The following is a 17,050-nucleotide window of genomic DNA, read 5'->3' as shown; positions in this document are numbered from 1 at the left end:
TGTGTGCGTAGGAATAATACTCAGATCTGTTCAAGTTAGCGCTGTCTCGGCGGAAAAAGCCTGTTGCAGGGTTGGCAATGATCAGCCTGGAGACTGCCATTGGCCCTGGATGATTGGGCCGTTGGCGATACAGCGCCAGCCGCCTGTGGCGTCGATCAATTGCTCGGCGGCGTGTTGCATCTGTTCACGCGTGAGGCCCTGGATTGATTGTTGCAGGTGCTCCAGATAATCCGCCGGATGCCCTGCCAAGCGCGCGTGCCAGAGCAGTTCGGCGGCCTGGGCAAGGGGTAGCGTCTCAGTTGAAAATTGTCGGGCCAGCGCCAGGTTGCCGAGGTCTTCGCTGCTGCTGATGCGTGCAGGTAACTGCGTGAGGAAGGTGTGCAGGTGTTCGATGATCCCAGCGAGGGACACGCTGGGGGATTGCACACCAAGCAGCAGACCGGTTTGCCCGTTGATCTGTCGGACGCCGCTGAATACCGCGTAGCCGATTTGCAGTTCTACCCGCAGGCGTTGGTAAAACGGGCCCTGGAGCATATGCCCAAGCAGGCGCCACGCAGCCTCATCCGCCAAGGATTGGCTGGGTGTCGGGCAAAACAGCAGCAGGGCGGCTTCGTTGGAATCGGTTTGTACCTCGTGCCAGATGCGCTGGCCGCCGAGGGTTGGCAGGACCCGTTCGAGATTTGTTGGGTGCCCAGGCAGGCGGGCCGCTGCGGCTTTGATCGCCGCTTCAGATGCGGCGGAAAACCCCAGCCCCAGGCCTTGCCACTGTGCGCCGGCCCAGGTTGCCTCGGTGTTTTCGGGCGTGTTGGCGGTGCCGCAAGCGGGCAGCGCCTTGAGCAATTCGCGGATGGCGATCATCGGCGTAGGTACGCAGGGTGCCTGTTGCGTCTGATTCAGGCTATGCGCCAACGCGTCCAGCACTGCCGGCATGGGTTCGGGTAACCCGACCAGTTTCACCAGCCAGTCATTGCCAACGGTTTCAAACGACAATTCAACGCCCGCCTGACGAGCATTCTCACGCAATGACTGCAGGGCGCCTTCCAGGCCAACGGGCGCAAAACGCCAGTTCAGGTACAGCGCCGCTTCATCGGTGTCATGCGCCAGCGCTTGGCTAAAGGTCAGCGCCGAGACTTCACGACGCCCCCGTGAACGGTCCTGGGCGAACGTGCGTAAACCACGGTGGGCGCTGGTCTGGCCGCGAATCAGGCCGGCGCGTTCTTCCTTGAGCGGTGGGCGCAGGAAGGGATTGTTGGGGGGTAGTTGCCAAGTGTGTCGGGCGGCCGGCAGGTGCAGCGCGTCGAGCATGGCTTTGAGGGCGGCGATGGCCTGTTCCGAGAAGTCTTCGTGGGTGTGCCGAGCCCAGGCCAGGGCGCCTCGGGTCTGCTGCTGGCGAGCGGCGAGCAGGGCGAACTCTTCTTGCAGTGCAGTCCAATCGCTATGTGCGAAAAAGCTCAGCCAGTCGTACAGCAAGGATTCAATCAGTGTCGCCTGTTCACCTTGTGCGCCGAGGGTAAAGTCGATATCGAGCACGGCTTGTCCGGCGAAGTGATACAGCACCGTCGCCTGCAAGTCAGTGGCCAGTTGTCGTGTTTGCAGCTCGGCCATCAGCCCGCCCGGCGCCGAGGCGTTGAGCCAGGTGCAAAGGAACTCCAATGCCGCGCGGGGCGCATGGCAAGTGATGACCTGATGCAGGTGATTGTCGGCGTTGTACTGATAGCCCTGGGCTTGGCCGGCCATCAATGCCGGCGGTGCGGCTTGAGGGTGCAAAACGCCTGTAAACAGCGCCTGGCTGAATCGCTGGGCCAGGGCTTCCAGTTCGTCCAACGGCTGCGGCCCGGCAAGACGCAGGCTCATCTGCCCACTCTGGTAAAACTGCTGATGGAATTCCCGCAAGGCCTGCTGAAAGGCCTCACGCTCCACCGGCAGGCTGTCGCGGTTGCCCGCATGAAAGCCGCGCAGTGGATGATCTGCCGCCAGACCTTCGAGCAACGCCACCTGCCGCTGTGCCTTGGCATCCCGGGACCAGGCGACAAACTCCGCCTGCAACACTTCACGTTCGCGCAGTTGGTCTTCTGGCGTCAGGCGCGGGTGGGCCAGCATGTCCGCCAAGCGTTCCAGCCCATCGGCAAAGGTTGCAACCGGCAGCTCAAAGAAGAAGTCGGTAGTGCGCTCACGGGTGCTGGCATTGACCTGGCCACCGTGGCGTTGCACGTAAGTCATCAACCCTTCGCTGGTAGGAAAACGCTCAGTGCCGAGAAACAACAGGTGTTCAAGAAAATGCGCCAGTCCCGGCCAAGCCAGCGGCACGTCATGGCTACCGGCAGCCACCTGTAAGGCAGCGGCGCAGCGCTTCAAGCGTGGCGCATGGAGCAGGGTAACCCGCAAGCCATTGGCGAGGGTCAGTTGACGATCAAGGGGGTGGGCCGGCGCAGGCATGGGCACTTCCGAAACGTAGGAAGTGCCTATGCTAGCAAACCCGATGGGTCAGGGCTTGTGCAGCGCGCCGTACAGTTCGGGGCGGCGATCGTGCAGGTAGTGGTTGGCGGCGCGGGCATCGAGGATCGATTGGCGCTCCAGGGTGCCGACGATCAAGGCTTCATCCAGCCCCGCCTGGGCAATGCGCTGGCCATCCGGTGCGGCGATGCTGCTTTGCCCGCAGTAGTGGATCTCGCCTTCATGCCCGCAGTAGTTGGCGTAGGCCACGAAGCACTGGTTCTCGAAGGCCCGCGCCCGCACGGTGACATCGGCGACGAAGTCGAACGGCACCATGTTCGCCGTGGGTACCAGGATCAGCTCGGCGCCGGCCAGGGCCAGGCGCCGCGTGTTTTCCGGGAACTCCAGGTCGTAGCAGATCAGCATTCCCAGCTTCCAGCCGTTGAGCTCCACCAGCGGCAAGTCGTCGCCGCCGGCGCTGAACATCGAATGATCCAGGTCGCCAAACAGATGGGTCTTGCGGTAGTTGCACAGGCGCTGGCCGTGGGCGTCGATCAACTGCACGGCGTTGTAGATCTGCCCGTCTTCGCCGCGCTCCGGGTAGCCGTACACGATTGCCAGGCCTGCGCTTTGCGCCAGTTCGGCAATCGTCTGTGCGGAAGGGCCATCTGCCGCCTCGGCCAAGGCGCCAACGGCTTCGGCGCCGATGTTGTAGCCGCTGAGGAACATCTCCGGCAGCACCAGCACATCGGCGCCGGAGGCTTCATGCGCCAACTGGTGCAGGCGCTTGAGATTGCCGGCCACGTCCAGCGGCAGTGGCGGGCATTGGTACAGGGCGACACGCATGATTCGGCTCCTTACTCGGCCAGGGCGATCGGGCCGATTTCATCGAACACATCGCCCGGCCCCGGGTTCTCGGGGTGAGTGCTGCCGCCGAAGTGGGTCATGATGCCCCACACCGCGTTCAGCGAAGTTTGCACGGCGCCTTCCACCCAGGCCGGGGTCCAGGAAACGTCGTCACCGGCGATAAAAATCCCACGCTGTTCGGCGGGCATGTCCTTCTGCATGAAGTGCGCATACATACGCTGGTTGTAGCGATAGTGACCGGGCAGCGCACCTTTGAAGGCCCCGAGGAAGTGCGGGTCGGCTTCCCAGGACACGGTAATCGGGTCGCCGATGATGCGCGCCTTGATATCGACTTTCGGGTAGATCTTCTTCAGGGCGTCGAGGGCCAGCTTCACGCGCTTGTCGATGGGCTGCGGGAGCATTTTCAGCGCGTCGCTCATCCACGAGTAAGACAGGCAGATCACGCCCGGCTTGTCGTCGCCGTTGTCGAACAGGTAAGTGCCACGGGTCAGGCGATCGGTGAGGGTCATGCTCATCAGGTCGCGGCCGGTTTCCGGGTCCTTGTCTTTCCAGAACGGGCGATCGACCATCACGAAGGTCTTCGAGGATTGCATGTAGCGGGTGCGGTCCAGGGCCATCCACATTTTTTGCGAGAACAGGCTTTCGTCGCATTCGATCTGGGTGGTCAGCAGCCAGCTCTGGCAGGTGGTCAGCACGGCGGCGTATTCACGGGTGTCGCCGTAGTTGTCGGTGACGGCGAAACGGCCACCGTCGGCGTGGGCAATGCGCTTCACCCCGGCCCGTGGCGCGCCACGGTGCAACGAACTGAGGCTGGTGCCGGCCGGCCAGTGGGCGCAACGCTCCGGCACATGGCGCCAGATGCCCATGGGCACTTGTGCCACGCCGCCGACGACGAGGTGCTGGTGGTCGTCGCAGTTGGTCATCACCACGCGGAAGATTTCCAGCATGGAGTTGGGGAAGTCCGAGTCCCAGCCACCGGTGCCGAAGCCGACCTGGCCGAAGACTTCGCGGTGCAGGAATGACAGCTTGGCAAACGCCTTGGAGGTGGCGACGAAGTCGTAGAAAGTGCGGTCGTCCCACAGCGGCACGAGCTTGTTCCACAGCTCCTTGAGGCGCGGCACGTCACGGTCGCGGATGGCTTGCTGGATATCACCGAACTGCGAGCCGGCCTCCAGGGCATCGGCCCAGGCGTCGGCCACTTCCTGGAACAGCACCGGCAAATCCGACAGCTTTTGTGCGTAATGGGTCTGGCCTTCCAGGTCGATCACGGTACTGCCAGACGCTGGGGTCAACGGGTTAGGAAACGGTTTGGTTTCCAGCCCGAGCTTGTCCACGTAGTGGTAGAACGCGGTGGACGACACCGGGAAGCGCATGCCGCCGAGCTCGGCGATGATGCCTTCAGCGCCTTCAAATGCCTGGGAGCGCAAGCGGCCGCCCATTTTCGAGGCTTCGTACACCACGGGCTTGAGGCCCAGCTTCATCAGCTCGTACGCGGCGACCAGGCCGGCAATGCCCGCGCCGACAATCGCTACTTCGGCGCCATGGTGGGCGGCGGGAATGCTACCCAGGCCGGCGGGGTGTTCGATCCAGTCATCAAAGGCGAAGGGGAAGTCCGGGCCAAAGATGGTGATGGGCTTTTTACCGTCTGCAGGGTGGCGATTGTTTTTGTTGAATGGGTTCATGGCTGACCTGGCTAGCAACTCGGTGGGGCACGTCCCGCTGAGTATAGGAAAAGATGGCAGCCAGTTTAGGGAGCGTAGCGCGCGTTAATAAGACGCAATGTGTCGTCGTATTGAGCTGTTTTTAGTCAGAGTGACGATGTTGGTGGTCAAACTGGCTGTCCGCGATCCAATTTGTTGCTGAGGATGATCGAGGTGGTGGTTTTCTCCACGCCATCGACGCTGCCGATCTGGTCCAGCAACTGGTCAAGCTGCTCCGGCGAATCGGTGCGCAGCCACGCCACGTAATCGAATTCGCCACTCACGGCGCACAACTGCTGGACCTGGGCCATCGCACTCAGGCGGCGCAGGACTTCCTTGCCTGAGCGCGGTTGTACCGTGATTCCCACATAAGCCTGCAAGCCGCCGTCCGCCACCCGTTGGCCGAGGCGTACACCGTAACCGGTGATGACCTGGGTCTTTTCCAGGCGCGCCAGGCGCGAGGTCACCGTGGTGCGCGCGATGCCCAACTGCCGGGCGAGCATGGCCACGCTTTCGCGCGCGTTGATCTGCAGGGCGGCGATCAGTTGGCGGTCGATTTCATCTAGGGCGGACAAGGGAGGGCTCCAGTGGGTTGGCGCTGAGAGTGTGGACGTTTTTTGGACAATTTCGGTTTTTTATTCGGCCGGGTGGGTTGGGAAACTATTGCGCCAGAAACGCAAAAGCCGCGCAATGCGCGGCTTTCTTGTTTGGTGGGCCCACACGGACTTGAACCGTGGACCAAAGGATTATGAGTCCTCTGCTCTGACCAACTGAGCTATAGGCCCTTAACAGGTCGCGGATTATAGCGATGGTTTCTCTGCTGTGCTATCCGAAAAATCCTCAAGGCTCATACGAAGAAAGCTCGCGGCAAAAAGCTCGGGCGGTAGGGGCAGGCTGACGATGTAGCCTTGCATCTGCTCGCAGCCTTCTGCGGCAAGAAATGCTTGTTGCGCAGGGTTTTCCACGCCTTCGGCGATGATGGTGAATTGCATGCTGTGGCCCAGGGCGATGATGGCGCGCACGATGGCGGCGTCGTGGGGGTCGTCGGGCAGGCCGCGGACGAAGGATTGGTCGATTTTCAGGAAGTCCAGCGGCAGGCGCTTGAGGTAGCTGAGGGATGAATAACCGGTGCCAAAGTCGTCAATCGCCAGTTGTACGCCCAGGTGCTTGAGTTGGTGCAGGACTTCCAGTGCTTCTTCGGCCTGGCTCATGATGAAGTTTTCGGTGATCTCCAATTGCAGGCAGCCGGGTTCGAGGCGGTAGTCGTGCAGCAGTTGTTCGATACGTGACAGCAGGTTGGGGTGGCGCAGCTGCGCGCCGGCGAGGTTGACCGAGAGTGTGCCGAAGTCGTCGAAGGTGCGACGCCAGGCGTGCATTTGTCGGCAGGCTTGTTCGAGTACCCAGTCGCCAATCTGCAGGATCATGCCGTTTTCTTCGGCCAGGGCAATGAAGTGTTCGGGGGGCACGTCGCCAAAGGTTGGGTGGTGCCAGCGGATGAGGGCTTCTGCGCCGATCAGTTCTTGCGTCACCAGGCTGAGTTTTGGCTGGTAGTACAGGCTCAGCTCGTCGCGTTCGATGGCGCGGCGTAGTTCGTGCTCCAGCGCCACGCGTTCGTTGGCTTGGGCGGTGAGGTCGCGGGTGTAACTTTCGACCCGGTTGCGGCCCTTGGCCTTGGAGCGGTACATCGCGGCGTCGGCGTTCTTCACCAGGGTGGCCACGTCGGTGCCGTCCTGGGGGTAAAGGCTGGTGCCGATACTGGCGCTGATAAAGAACTCGTGTTCGCCGGCCTGGAACGGTGGGGTGAAGCACGCCAGTAGTTTGTTCGCGAGGTAGTCGGCGTCGGTGGCGTGTTGCAGGCCTGGCAGCAGGATGATGAATTCATCGCCACCGAGGCGGGCGACGGTGTCGATGTCGCGCAGTTGCTCCTTGAGGCGCACGGCGATGTCCTTGAGCAAGAGGTCGCCGATGGGGTGGCCGAGGCTGTCGTTGATGTGTTTGAAGCGGTCGAGGTCGAGAAACAGCACGGCGCCTTGCTTGCCGGTTTCCTGATGGCCGTTGAGGGCGGCCTGCAGTCGGTTTTCGAACAGGGTGCGGTTGGGCAGGCCCGTCAGGGGGTCGTGGTGGGCCTGGTAGTCGAGGCGCGCCTGGGCCAGCTTGAGGCTGGAGATATCGGCAAACACGGCGACAAAGTGCGTGATCAACTGGTCGCGGTTGCGTACGGCGCTGATCGTTAGCCAGCTCGGGTAAACCTCGCCGTTCTTGCGGCGGTTGGAAATCTCGCCCTGCCAATGCCCTTGGGCCGTCAGTTGATGCCACATCGCGGCATAAAACGCGCTGTCGTGCAGCCCGGAGGCGAGCAGGCGCGGAGTGTGGCCCAGGGCTTCGGTCTCGCTGTAGCCGGTGATCTCGCTGAAGGCGCGGTTGACTGCGCTGATGTTCTGCCGGGTGTCGGTGATCAGCACGCCTTCGGCGGTGCTTTCGAATACCGTGGCGGCCTGTTGCAGCTTCTCCTGCATGAGTTGGCGTTCGGTGATGTCGCGGGCGATGGTGAGCATGCAGTCGTCATCGCCAATGGGCAGTGGCCGGCTGGACAACTCGCAGAGCCGGATCTGCCCGTCGCTGCGGCGGATATGGCAGATGAAGTCGCGGACATAACCGTCGCGGTGCATCAGTTCCAGCATGTGCTTGCGTTCGTTGAGATCGACCCAGATGCCCAGGTCCAGGGATGACTGGTCGAGGGATGCCGCACTGTTGAAACCGGTAATACGGCTGAAGCCATCGTTCACTTCGATCAGCAGGCCATCGCTCTGGCGGCTCAATAGCAGGCCGTCGGGTGAGGCATGGAACGCCTTGGCGAATTTCTCTTCGGAAGTTTGCAGTTGCTGCTGGGTTTCCTTGAGCTGGGAGATGTCGCGCACCACCACCACGATGGCTTCGATGGTGTCGAGTTGGAACGGTTCGGCGGAAATCAGGCCGGTAAAGGCTTGGCCGTTGCTGCGCCGAAAGGGCATCTCCAGGTTGCGGATGCTGGAGGTCTGCACCCGTTGCAGCAGATCTGGGCCAGTCTCCCCAGTCCCCCAGATGTTCAGCGCCGTGCCGGTTTTACCTACCACCTCTTCGGCGCTCAGGCCAACCTGATCTTCGAACGCCTTGTTCACTTCCAGCAGGCAGCCATCGGACAGCCGGGCGATTATCAATATGTCCGGGCATTGCTGAAATACCGAGGCAAACTTTTGCTCGGACAGTTGCAGGGCTTCTTCCGTGCGTTTGGCTTCGCTGATGTCGATCATCAAGCCGCGCAAAACTGGCTCATGGCCGTGTTCTATCAGGCTGACAATATCGCGCACCCATAGGCAGTGGCCATCGGCGGTGATGACGCGGTAATCAATGCTGTGGTCGCGGTTGGCGCGGGTTTCGCGCAAGCAATAGGTTTCGGCGCGTGTCAGGTCGGCCGGGTGAATGATGTTGCGCCAGAAACCGGGGATCAACCAGTGGGCGCGGGGATAGCCCAACAATTCCTCGGCGTGGGGTGACACGTAGCTGTAGGTGAAATCGACAACGCTGGCTTCCCACGCGATGGCGGACAGGCTCTCCACCAGGCCGCGATAGTGGTATTCGCTGCTGCGTAGTTCTTGTTCGAGCGCAACGCGGCGGGATATTTCCGAGCTGAGCCGCCGATTGATGCGAATGACGATGGCCAGCACGGTGCTCAGCAGCAATACCGCCGGCAAGCCGTAGGTCAGCAGGTCAGTCCAGAATTCACGGTGATCGGTGATGCTGCCCACCCAGTGTTGCTGGATGGCGTCGGTTTCTTGTGGGCTGAGGTCGGCGAGGACTTTATCGAGGATGCCGACCAGCATTTTGTTGTCCCGGGGTACGCCCATCGCCAGTTGGTAGCGATAGGGCGTTTCGCCACTCACGTACAAACCATCGAGCTTCAGTTGGCGCAGGCTCCAGACGCTGGAGGCGAGGTCGCCGACCACGGCATCCACTTCGTCGGTGGCCAGTGCTTGCAGGGTCGAGCTGACATTTGGCATGGCCACCAGGTTGAGGTCAGGGTGGTGGGTGCGCAGCAGTTCATGGGGTGCGTAATTCTCCACCACGGCAATCTTCAGCCCGTAGAGGTCCTTGAGGCTGTGGGGCTTGGCGCCGCCCTCATGGGCCAGGATCACGATGGGAAAGTCCAGGTAGGGGCGCGTGAACGCCATGTAGCTCTGGCGTTCCGGGGTGGACATGATGCCGGGCAGCAAATCGAGCTGGTTGTTCCTGGCCTGTTCGAGCACAGCGCTCCAACTGGCCGGTTCGATCAGCTTGACCCTTACGCCCAGGCGGTCCTGGATCAGGCGCACGTAATCAGCGGCCAGGCCTTGATAGTGGCCATTTTCATCGCGGTATTCGAAGGGTGGCCATGACGCATCCACCCCCAGCCGCAGCTCCTGATGGTCCGCCAGCCAGCCACGCTCATCATCGGTAAGAGTCAACGCGCCAGCCGTTGCGGTCCAGGTCAGCAGCGACAGCAGCAACACAGTCGGCAATCTGGGCATAACGGTCTCGTTATGGCACGGGGAATGTTTCGAGTGTAGACGGGCATTGCGGGGGGAGGGGGGTTACGCAGAGTTTTCTCGATGCAAAACAAAACCCCCGGCCTGGGCCGGGGGTTCTGGTATCACTCGTCGAGGAAGGAGCGCAGATGCTCGCTTCGCGTCGGGTGGCGCAACTTGCGCAGCGCCTTGGCTTCGATCTGACGGATCCGCTCGCGGGTCACGTCAAACTGCTTACCGACTTCCTCAAGGGTGTGGTCGGTATTCATGTCGATGCCGAAACGCATGCGCAGTACCTTGGCTTCACGGGCAGTGAGGCCGGACAGTACGTCGCGAGTCGCTTCTTTAAGGCTCTCAACGGTGGCGACATCGATTGGCGACTGCATGGTCGAGTCTTCGATGAAGTCACCCAGATGGGAGTCTTCGTCATCACCGATCGGGGTTTCCATGGAGATCGGCTCTTTAGCGATCTTCAATACCTTGCGGATTTTATCCTCAGGCATTTCCATGCGTTCGCCCAGCTCTTCCGGGGTCGGTTCGCGACCCATTTCCTGCAACATCTGCCGGGAAATACGGTTGAGCTTGTTGATGGTCTCGATCATGTGCACCGGGATACGGATGGTGCGGGCCTGGTCGGCGATCGAGCGAGTGATCGCCTGACGGATCCACCAGGTGGCATAAGTCGAGAACTTGTAGCCGCGACGGTATTCGAACTTGTCCACAGCCTTCATCAAGCCGATGTTGCCTTCCTGGATCAGGTCGAGGAATTGCAGGCCACGGTTGGTGTACTTCTTGGCGATGGAGATCACCAGACGCAAGTTCGCTTCAACCATCTCTTTCTTCGCGCGGCGGGCCTTGGCCTCACCGATCGACATGCGACGGTTGATGTCCTTGATCTCGGCAATTGTCAGGCCGGTCTCGGTTTCAAGCGCAGTCAGCTTTTGCTGGCAGCGGATGATGTCCGGTTGCAGGCGACCGATGGCTTCAGCGTATTTCGCCTTGCCTTTGGCCAGTGCGTCGGACCAGCTTTCGTCAACTTCGTTGCCCGGGAACTGGCGCAGGAAGTCGGTACGCGGCATGCGCGCATCACGGACACAGAGCTGCATGATCGCACGCTCTTGTGCACGCAGACGCTCAAGGGCGCTACGAACGCGTTCAACCAGGCCTTCGAATTGCTTCGGGACCAGCTTGATCGGCATGAACAGCTCAGCCAGGGCCAGCAGCTCGGCGATTGCCTGCTTGTTGGCGCGACCGTGCTTCTTCAGAGCCTTGCGGGTGATTTCCATTTGATCGGAAACCGCACCGAAGCGCTGGGCAGCGATGATCGGGTCTGGACCGCTTTCGACTTCTTCTTCTTCGTCGGTGCTGGCTTCAGCCTCGTCGTCGTCGGAGTCATCGTCCGCTTTCGCGGCTTTGGCATCGACAGGCGGCGGTACTTCGGCAGCTGGCGGCGCGATGCCGTCGTCCGGGTCGATATAACCGCTCAGGACGTCGGACAGGCGGCCACCTTCGGTGGTGACGCGAGTGTACTCGGAGAGAATGTGGTCAACCGTGCCAGGGAAGTGCGCGATTGCGCCCATCACTTCACGGATACCCTCTTCAATACGCTTGGCGATTTCGATTTCGCCTTCGCGTGTCAGCAACTCGACGGTACCCATTTCACGCATATACATGCGCACAGGGTCAGTCGTGCGACCGATGTCGGTCTCCACCGCGGCCAACGCAGCAGCGGCTTCTTCAGCGGCTGCCTCGTCGGTATCGGCGTCGGCCAACATAAGGGCGTCCGCATCCGGAGCACTCTCGTGTACGGGGATCCCCATGTCATTAATCATGCGGATGATGTCTTCCACCTGCTCTGGATCTGAAATATCCTCAGGCAGGTGATCGTTGACCTCTGCGTAAGTCAGATACTTCTGCTCACGACCAAGGGTGATCAACTCTTTGATACGAGACTGCTGTTGCGCTTTTCCGGACATAACACCCTATCCACTGAAGGTCTTGGCGGGCAAAAAACAAGCCGAGGATTATACCCGAGCTATGACCTCACACGCCAGCTGAGGTCGGGTTTGATGCGGAAACATTCTGTTTTAAGAGGTCGCGCATCTGTTTTGCTATCTGAATTTGCTCTTCAGCCGATAATCCTGGCTGCCTCGCTCTCTTGATGAGTTCGTCGAGGGTCTGCGTGTGCTGGCCCTCGGATAACCTAGTAATGGTGTCTAAAAACTGTTGTTCAAGGTTGTCGCCGTCAATTAGCCACTCCTTTTCCGCGAGTGCTTTCAACAAACGTCCTTGTTCGGTGCCGTGCCAGCGAGCCATCAACTGAATTGAGTTTAGCTTAGGATTTTTCTGCACTGCTTCAATCAGCGCGATTAGCACCTGGGCGTACGTGTTGCTGGCGTTGGCAAAGTGATCGGCGCTTTCAACCTTGCCCGCCAATTGCGGGTGATGGATGAGCGTGCGCAGGGCAATCAAGGTTGGCGCTTCTACGGCGACTGGGGTGCGTGGGGCGTAGGCCTCGTCACGATCACCGCGCTTGCCGTTCTTGCTCCAGGGTTTCTTGTCCCATTGCTTGCCGCCGGCGCCGGGCTTTTTCGGGGTCCACTCCTGCTGGGGCGTGTAGGCCTCGTGCGGTTGGTGGAAGTCGGCATAGTCCGGCATGGCGTCGTAATCCATGCCGGGGTCGTAGGCTGGCGGCGCTGCATCTTGCGGTGCGCTGTGGGCCAGTTGGCTGACCGCCTCGCCACTTAAACCGGTGATTTCCTGCAAGCGCTGGCGCATCAAGGTGCGCAAGTTGGCACCCGGTACCTTGTCGATCAACGGCGCAGCGAGGGTGGCCATGTGGGCCTTGCCTTCGAGGGAGCGCGGATCGGCCTCTTCGGTCAGTTGCTGGAAGAAGTAGTCTGCCAGCGGCTGCGCATGTTGATTGATGCGTGCGCGGAATGCGTCGGTGCCTTCGGAGCGGACCAGGGTGTCCGGGTCTTCGCCCTCGGGCAGGAACAAAAAGCGCGCACGGCGTCCATCCTGCAGGCTCGACAGTGTGGCTTCGAGGGCGCGCCAGGCGGCGTTGCGGCCGGCCTGGTCGCCGTCGAAGCAAAACAAGACGCTGGGCACTACACGAAACAGGCGCTTCAAGTGTTCTTCGCTGGTGGCGGTACCCAGGGTTGCCACCGCGTTGCGCAGGCCCTGCTGGGCGAGTGCGATCACGTCCATATAGCCTTCAACCACGATGATTTCATCGAGGTTGCGGTTGTTTTTGCGCGCTTCGAACAGCCCGTAGAGTTCCTGGCCCTTATGGAATACCGGGGTTTCCGGGGAGTTCAGGTACTTGGGCTTGTCGTCCCCCAGTACACGGCCACCGAACGCGATGATACGGCCACGGCTGTCGCGGATCGGGAACATCACGCGGTCGCGGAAGCGGTCGTAGCGCTTGCCGGTCTCGGCGTTCTCCACCAGCAGGCCGGCGTCAATCATGGCTTTTTGTTGCAGGGTGTCGCTGCTCAGGTGCTTGTACAGGTTGTCCCAGCCGGGCGGGGCGAAACCCAGGCCGAAGTCACGGGCGATTTCGCCGGTGAGGCCGCGACCCTTGAGGTAGTCGACGGCGGCCTTGCGCTGCGGATGGCTTTTCAGCGCCTGGCGATAAAAGTCGGCAGCGGCCGTCAGCAGTGGGTACAGCGGCGAATCGGTGGGTTGGCGCGGTTTGTGCGGGCGGCCACTTTCTTCGCGCGGGACTTCCATGCCGGCAGCCTTCGCCAGGTCCTCGATGGCCTGGGGGAAATCCAGGTTGTCGTGGTCCATGAGAAAGCCGAGGGCGTTGCCGCCCGCGCCGCAGCCGAAGCAGTAGTAGAACTGCTTGTCGGGGCTGACGCTGAACGACGGGGTTTTCTCTTTGTGAAACGGACAGCAGGCCGTGTAGTTCTTGCCGGCTTTTTTCAGTTGCACGCGTGAGCTGACAACATCGACGATGTCGGTGCGGTTCAGAAGGTCGTCAATAAAGCTCTGGGGAATTAGCCCGGCCATGGCGTTCTCGTCATCACTGCGTGTAAATGAGGGCCCGCGATGTGCTCGGGCGCACTTATCGTGGCTCGATCATCAACTGTCTGCTTGGGCTTTCAGGAAGTGTATCTGCCGTTCATTCACTGACGTTAATTTCAATCAGCTTTTCGGCATGGAAATGTTGCCCCGGCATCCGGTGTTGGCCAATGGTGGGCCTCGGAAGCTCGTGCAGGCACAGCCGACTCAGTTGATCGCCTGTTTGAAGAATAAGTGTGCTCGTCAGTAGCCTTGTTAGACTCGTCAGAAGAGACGTGCACCGCTGGCAGAAGAGCCAGTCCTGACGTGTGAAGCAGTTGTTTCGGTCGCGTGTGCGGCGTCAACAGTGAAGCATCAAGCGATATCCGCAAATGCCAACAGCCCGGCTGAGGGCCGGGCTTGGCAGAAGCTTGCTACGAACGTCTGTGTATTAGTACAGACGAACGGCGCGGCGCTGTTCGCGCTGAACTTTCTTAGCGTGACGCTTAACAGCGGCTGCTGCTTTGCGCTTACGCTCAGAAGTTGGCTTCTCGTAAAATTCGCGGCTACGAACTTCAGCCAGTACACCGGCTTTTTCGCAGGAGCGCTTGAAACGACGCAGAGCTACGTCGAAGGGTTCGTTCTCTTTAACTTTGACGGCTGGCATCCAGAGCTACCTTCTTTCATTACCGGGATCAACGTTCTCGTCGCAAGAAATTCGCGGCTGAGGTCGTCGGTTTTTAAGGGTTGCGGATGTTAACCCCTCATTGCCCGGAATGCAAAGCCTCTGATCGAAAACCGCTAGTCGGGAGGGGGAGTGGCGACTATTATGCGCGCCTTCGAATTCAGCCTCTACAAGGCGCAAACCCATGCTAGTACTGGGACTTGAAACCTCCTGCGACGAAACCGGTGTCGCACTTTACGACAGTGAACGCGGGCTTTTGGCCGATGCACTGTTCAGTCAGATCGACCTGCACCGCGCCTATGGCGGCGTGGTGCCGGAGCTTGCCAGCCGCGATCACGTCAAACGCATGCTGCCGTTGATTCGCCAGGTGCTGGACGAGGCCGGCTGCGTGCCGACCGAGATCGACGCGATTGCCTACACCGCAGGCCCTGGATTGGTCGGAGCCCTGCTGGTTGGGGCTTCTTGCGCCCAGGCGCTGGCGTTTGCCTGGGGCATTCCGGCCCTCGGCGTGCACCACATGGAAGGCCATTTACTGGCGCCGATGCTGGAAAAAACACCGCCTGAGTTCCCGTTCGTCGCTTTGTTGGTTTCCGGCGGTCACACGCAGCTGGTTCAGGTGGATGGCATCGGCCAATACACCCTGCTGGGCGAATCGTTGGACGACGCCGCCGGCGAAGCCTTCGACAAGACTGCGAAGATGATGGGCCTCAATTATCCAGGTGGCCCGGAAATCGCCCGTCTTGCCGAAAAAGGTGTGGCCGGTCGCTATACCTTTCCGCGGCCGATGTGTGATCGCCCGGGCCTGATGTTCAGCTTCAGCGGCCTGAAAACCTCTGCGCTGAATACCTGGCAGCACAGCGTCAGCGCCGGGGACGACAGTGAGCAAGCCCGTTGCGACATCGCACTGGCGTTCCAGCAGGCCGTGGTGGAGACTTTGACCATCAAGTGCAAGCGCGCCCTCAAACAGGCCGGCATGAAGCGCCTGGTGATTGCTGGCGGCGTCAGCGCCAACAAGGCGTTGCGCACGTCGTTGGAAAAAATGCTCGGCGACATGAAAGGGGATGTGTTTTATGCGCGCCCTGAGTTCTGCACCGATAACGGCGCGATGATCGCCTATGCCGGCTGCCAGCGCTTGCAGGCCGGGCAGCATGAAAGCCTGGCGATCAGCGTGCAGGCACGCTGGCCGATGGAGCAGTTGTCGCCGCTGTAACGCGTAACGTGAGCCAGGTTCATCGCGGGTATTTAAAAATGCCGTTCGCGCCCGGCAAACAGGTCGCGTAAATTGCCGCGGTGGCGCCATACGATCAACAGTGTCAGCACGCTCATCGGCAGCAGCGCCGCCGGTTCCTGCCAGGCCAGTAGCGGCAGGGTCAGCGGGGTGGCGATCAGCGCGGCGAGCGAGCTGGTGCGGGTCAGGTAGAACGTCAGCAGCCAGGCGATAACGGCCAGCAAGGCCGCGGGTGGGTAGATCCCCAGCAGCATGCCGGCTGCCGTGGCGACGCCCTTGCCGCCGCGAAAGCGGAAGTACAGGGGAAACAGATGGCCGAGGACGGCGCACACGCCGATCCACGCCTGCTGTTGCAGGGTAAGGCCGGCGAGGCTGGCGATCAGTACGGGCAGCAGGCCCTTGCACAGGTCGCCCAGCAGCGTCAGCACGGCGAGCTTCTTGCCGGCCAGGCGCAACATATTGGTGGCGCCGGCATTGCCTGAGCCACTCATTCGCGGGTCGGGATTTCCCGTCAGGCGGCTGAGCAAAATGGCGAAGGACAGCGAGCCGAGCAGGTAGGCGAGAATCGCCAGTGACCAAAACATGCTAACTATTCCGGGCGAGGACGCCCTGATTCTAACGGGGCATCGCGCCCTTGTCGTGCTGCGGAGAAGAGTGCTTGGACAGAGTGTTTATCGAAGGCCTGGAAGTTGACACCGTGATCGGGGCCTACGACTGGGAGCGCGGAATCCGCCAATGCCTGCGCCTGGACCTGAGCTTCGCCTGGGACAATCGCCCAGCTGCGGCCGGTGACGACCTGACCCTGGCCCTGGACTACGCCAGCGTGTCCGCACGTATCCAGGCGTTTGCCGAGCAATCCCAATATCAGCTGGTGGAAACCTTCGCCGAGCGCCTGGCCGAAGTGTTGATGAGTGAGTTCCAGATTCCCTGGCTGCACCTCAAGTTGACCAAGCCCGGGGCCGTGCCGGCTGCCAAGGGTGTGGGCGTGGAGATCGAGCGCGGATGTCGCTAACTCAGGTTTACCTTGGCCTTGGCAGCAATATCGAGCGCGAGACTCATCTGTGCGCTGGCCTTGACGCGCTGGCGAGTTTTTTGACGGATATCCGCTGCTCGGCGGTGTTCGAAAGCCAGCCGGTGGGGATCAAGAGTGGTCCGTTCTTCAATCTGGTGGTGTCAGCCTATACCGACCTGCCGTTGATGGAGCTGGATCGCCGCTTGAAGTTCATCGAGGCCGACAATGGCCGTTATGCGCCGGATCGCAAGGGCCTGCCGCTGGATATCGACGTGCTGTTGTACGGTGATCTGGTGGGCAATTTCGATGGATTGATCCTGCCGCGTGCAGAAATCCTCAAGAACGCCTTCGTATTGTGGCCGCTGTCGTTGATGGCGCCGCAGCGTGTGCACCCTGAGGTCGGCAAGACGCTGGCCGAGCTGTGGCGCGATGCGCAGATCGACCAGGTGCTGGCGCCTGTGGGGTTTGAGTGGCAGGGCCAGCAGCTCACACCCAACGAGCTTCTGTAGGCACTGAGCTTTCTGTGGCGAGGGAGCTTGCTCCCGCTGGGCTGCTTAGCGGCCCCAACATCTTGGG

The 17,050-nt window shown here is 61.0% G+C and carries 12 protein-coding genes and 1 tRNA gene; 3 read left to right on the top strand and 10 right to left on the bottom strand.

The window, feature by feature from the left end; translation table 11 throughout:
* Nucleotides 1-81 precede the first annotated feature (81 nt).
* From pqqF to rpsU, 9 genes are all read right to left on the bottom strand, one after another.
* Nucleotides 82-2,436, bottom strand: a complete 2,355-nt coding sequence (gene pqqF, locus DBR46_RS17205; RefSeq protein ID WP_124527148.1) for a pyrroloquinoline quinone biosynthesis protein PqqF — start codon at nt 2,434-2,436, stop codon at nt 82-84.
* 48 nt (nt 2,437-2,484) lie between these two features.
* The gene (locus DBR46_RS17200) at nt 2,485-3,279 is read right to left on the bottom strand and encodes a carbon-nitrogen hydrolase family protein (RefSeq protein ID WP_124527147.1); all 795 of its coding nucleotides are present in this window, start codon (nt 3,277-3,279) and stop codon (nt 2,485-2,487) included.
* 11 nt (nt 3,280-3,290) lie between these two features.
* Nucleotides 3,291-4,982 carry an NAD(P)/FAD-dependent oxidoreductase gene (locus DBR46_RS17195; protein ID WP_124527146.1) on the bottom strand — a complete coding sequence of 564 codons (1,692 nt, stop codon included), beginning with the start codon at nt 4,980-4,982 and terminating at the stop codon, nt 3,291-3,293.
* A gap of 146 nt (nt 4,983-5,128) precedes the next feature.
* Nucleotides 5,129-5,575, bottom strand: coding sequence for an Lrp/AsnC family transcriptional regulator (locus tag DBR46_RS17190; RefSeq protein ID WP_017739520.1), 447 nt, complete (start codon nt 5,573-5,575; stop codon nt 5,129-5,131).
* 133 nt (nt 5,576-5,708) lie between these two features.
* Nucleotides 5,709-5,785, bottom strand: a tRNA-Ile gene (locus DBR46_RS17185).
* A 15-nt stretch (nt 5,786-5,800) separates the two neighbouring features.
* Nucleotides 5,801-9,544, bottom strand: coding sequence for an EAL domain-containing protein (locus DBR46_RS17180; protein WP_124527145.1), 3,744 nt, complete (start codon nt 9,542-9,544; stop codon nt 5,801-5,803).
* A 122-nt stretch (nt 9,545-9,666) separates the two neighbouring features.
* Nucleotides 9,667-11,517, bottom strand: coding sequence for an RNA polymerase sigma factor RpoD (gene rpoD, locus DBR46_RS17175; protein WP_124527144.1), 1,851 nt, complete (start codon nt 11,515-11,517; stop codon nt 9,667-9,669).
* 67 nt (nt 11,518-11,584) lie between these two features.
* Complete coding sequence (dnaG, locus tag DBR46_RS17170) at nt 11,585-13,558, bottom strand: DNA primase (protein ID WP_124527143.1); 1,974 nt, start codon at nt 13,556-13,558, stop codon at nt 11,585-11,587.
* 442 nt (nt 13,559-14,000) lie between these two features.
* A complete protein-coding gene (rpsU, locus tag DBR46_RS17165) occupies nt 14,001-14,216 on the bottom strand; it encodes a 30S ribosomal protein S21 (protein ID WP_002551877.1) in 216 nt (71 codons plus the stop codon).
* Between the two features lie 202 nt (nt 14,217-14,418).
* On the opposite strand from rpsU, the gene tsaD reads away from it, so the two are divergent.
* Nucleotides 14,419-15,444 carry a tRNA (adenosine(37)-N6)-threonylcarbamoyltransferase complex transferase subunit TsaD gene (gene tsaD / locus DBR46_RS17160; protein ID WP_017739515.1) on the top strand — a complete coding sequence of 342 codons (1,026 nt, stop codon included), beginning with the start codon at nt 14,419-14,421 and terminating at the stop codon, nt 15,442-15,444.
* A gap of 32 nt (nt 15,445-15,476) precedes the next feature.
* Here the strand turns inward: tsaD and plsY are convergent, their stop codons facing one another.
* A complete protein-coding gene (gene plsY / locus DBR46_RS17155; protein ID WP_017739514.1) occupies nt 15,477-16,046 on the bottom strand; it encodes a glycerol-3-phosphate 1-O-acyltransferase PlsY in 570 nt (189 codons plus the stop codon).
* A gap of 74 nt (nt 16,047-16,120) precedes the next feature.
* Between plsY and folB the strand changes: the two genes are divergently transcribed.
* Together folB and folK are read left to right on the top strand one after the other, a co-directional pair.
* A complete protein-coding gene (gene folB / locus DBR46_RS17150; RefSeq protein WP_015886183.1) occupies nt 16,121-16,474 on the top strand; it encodes a dihydroneopterin aldolase in 354 nt (117 codons plus the stop codon).
* On the top strand, nt 16,465-16,983 hold the full coding sequence (gene folK / locus DBR46_RS17145) for a 2-amino-4-hydroxy-6-hydroxymethyldihydropteridine diphosphokinase (protein ID WP_124527142.1): 519 nt from the start codon (nt 16,465-16,467) through the stop codon (nt 16,981-16,983). Before folB ends, folK begins: the two co-directional genes overlap by 10 nt.
* The last annotated feature ends 67 nt before the right edge of the window (nt 16,984-17,050 follow it).

The organism is Pseudomonas sp. KBW05 (assembly GCF_003852405.1).
Lineage (GTDB): Bacteria > Pseudomonadota > Gammaproteobacteria > Pseudomonadales > Pseudomonadaceae > Aquipseudomonas.
This window is presented reverse-complemented; position numbering and strand designations above follow the sequence as displayed.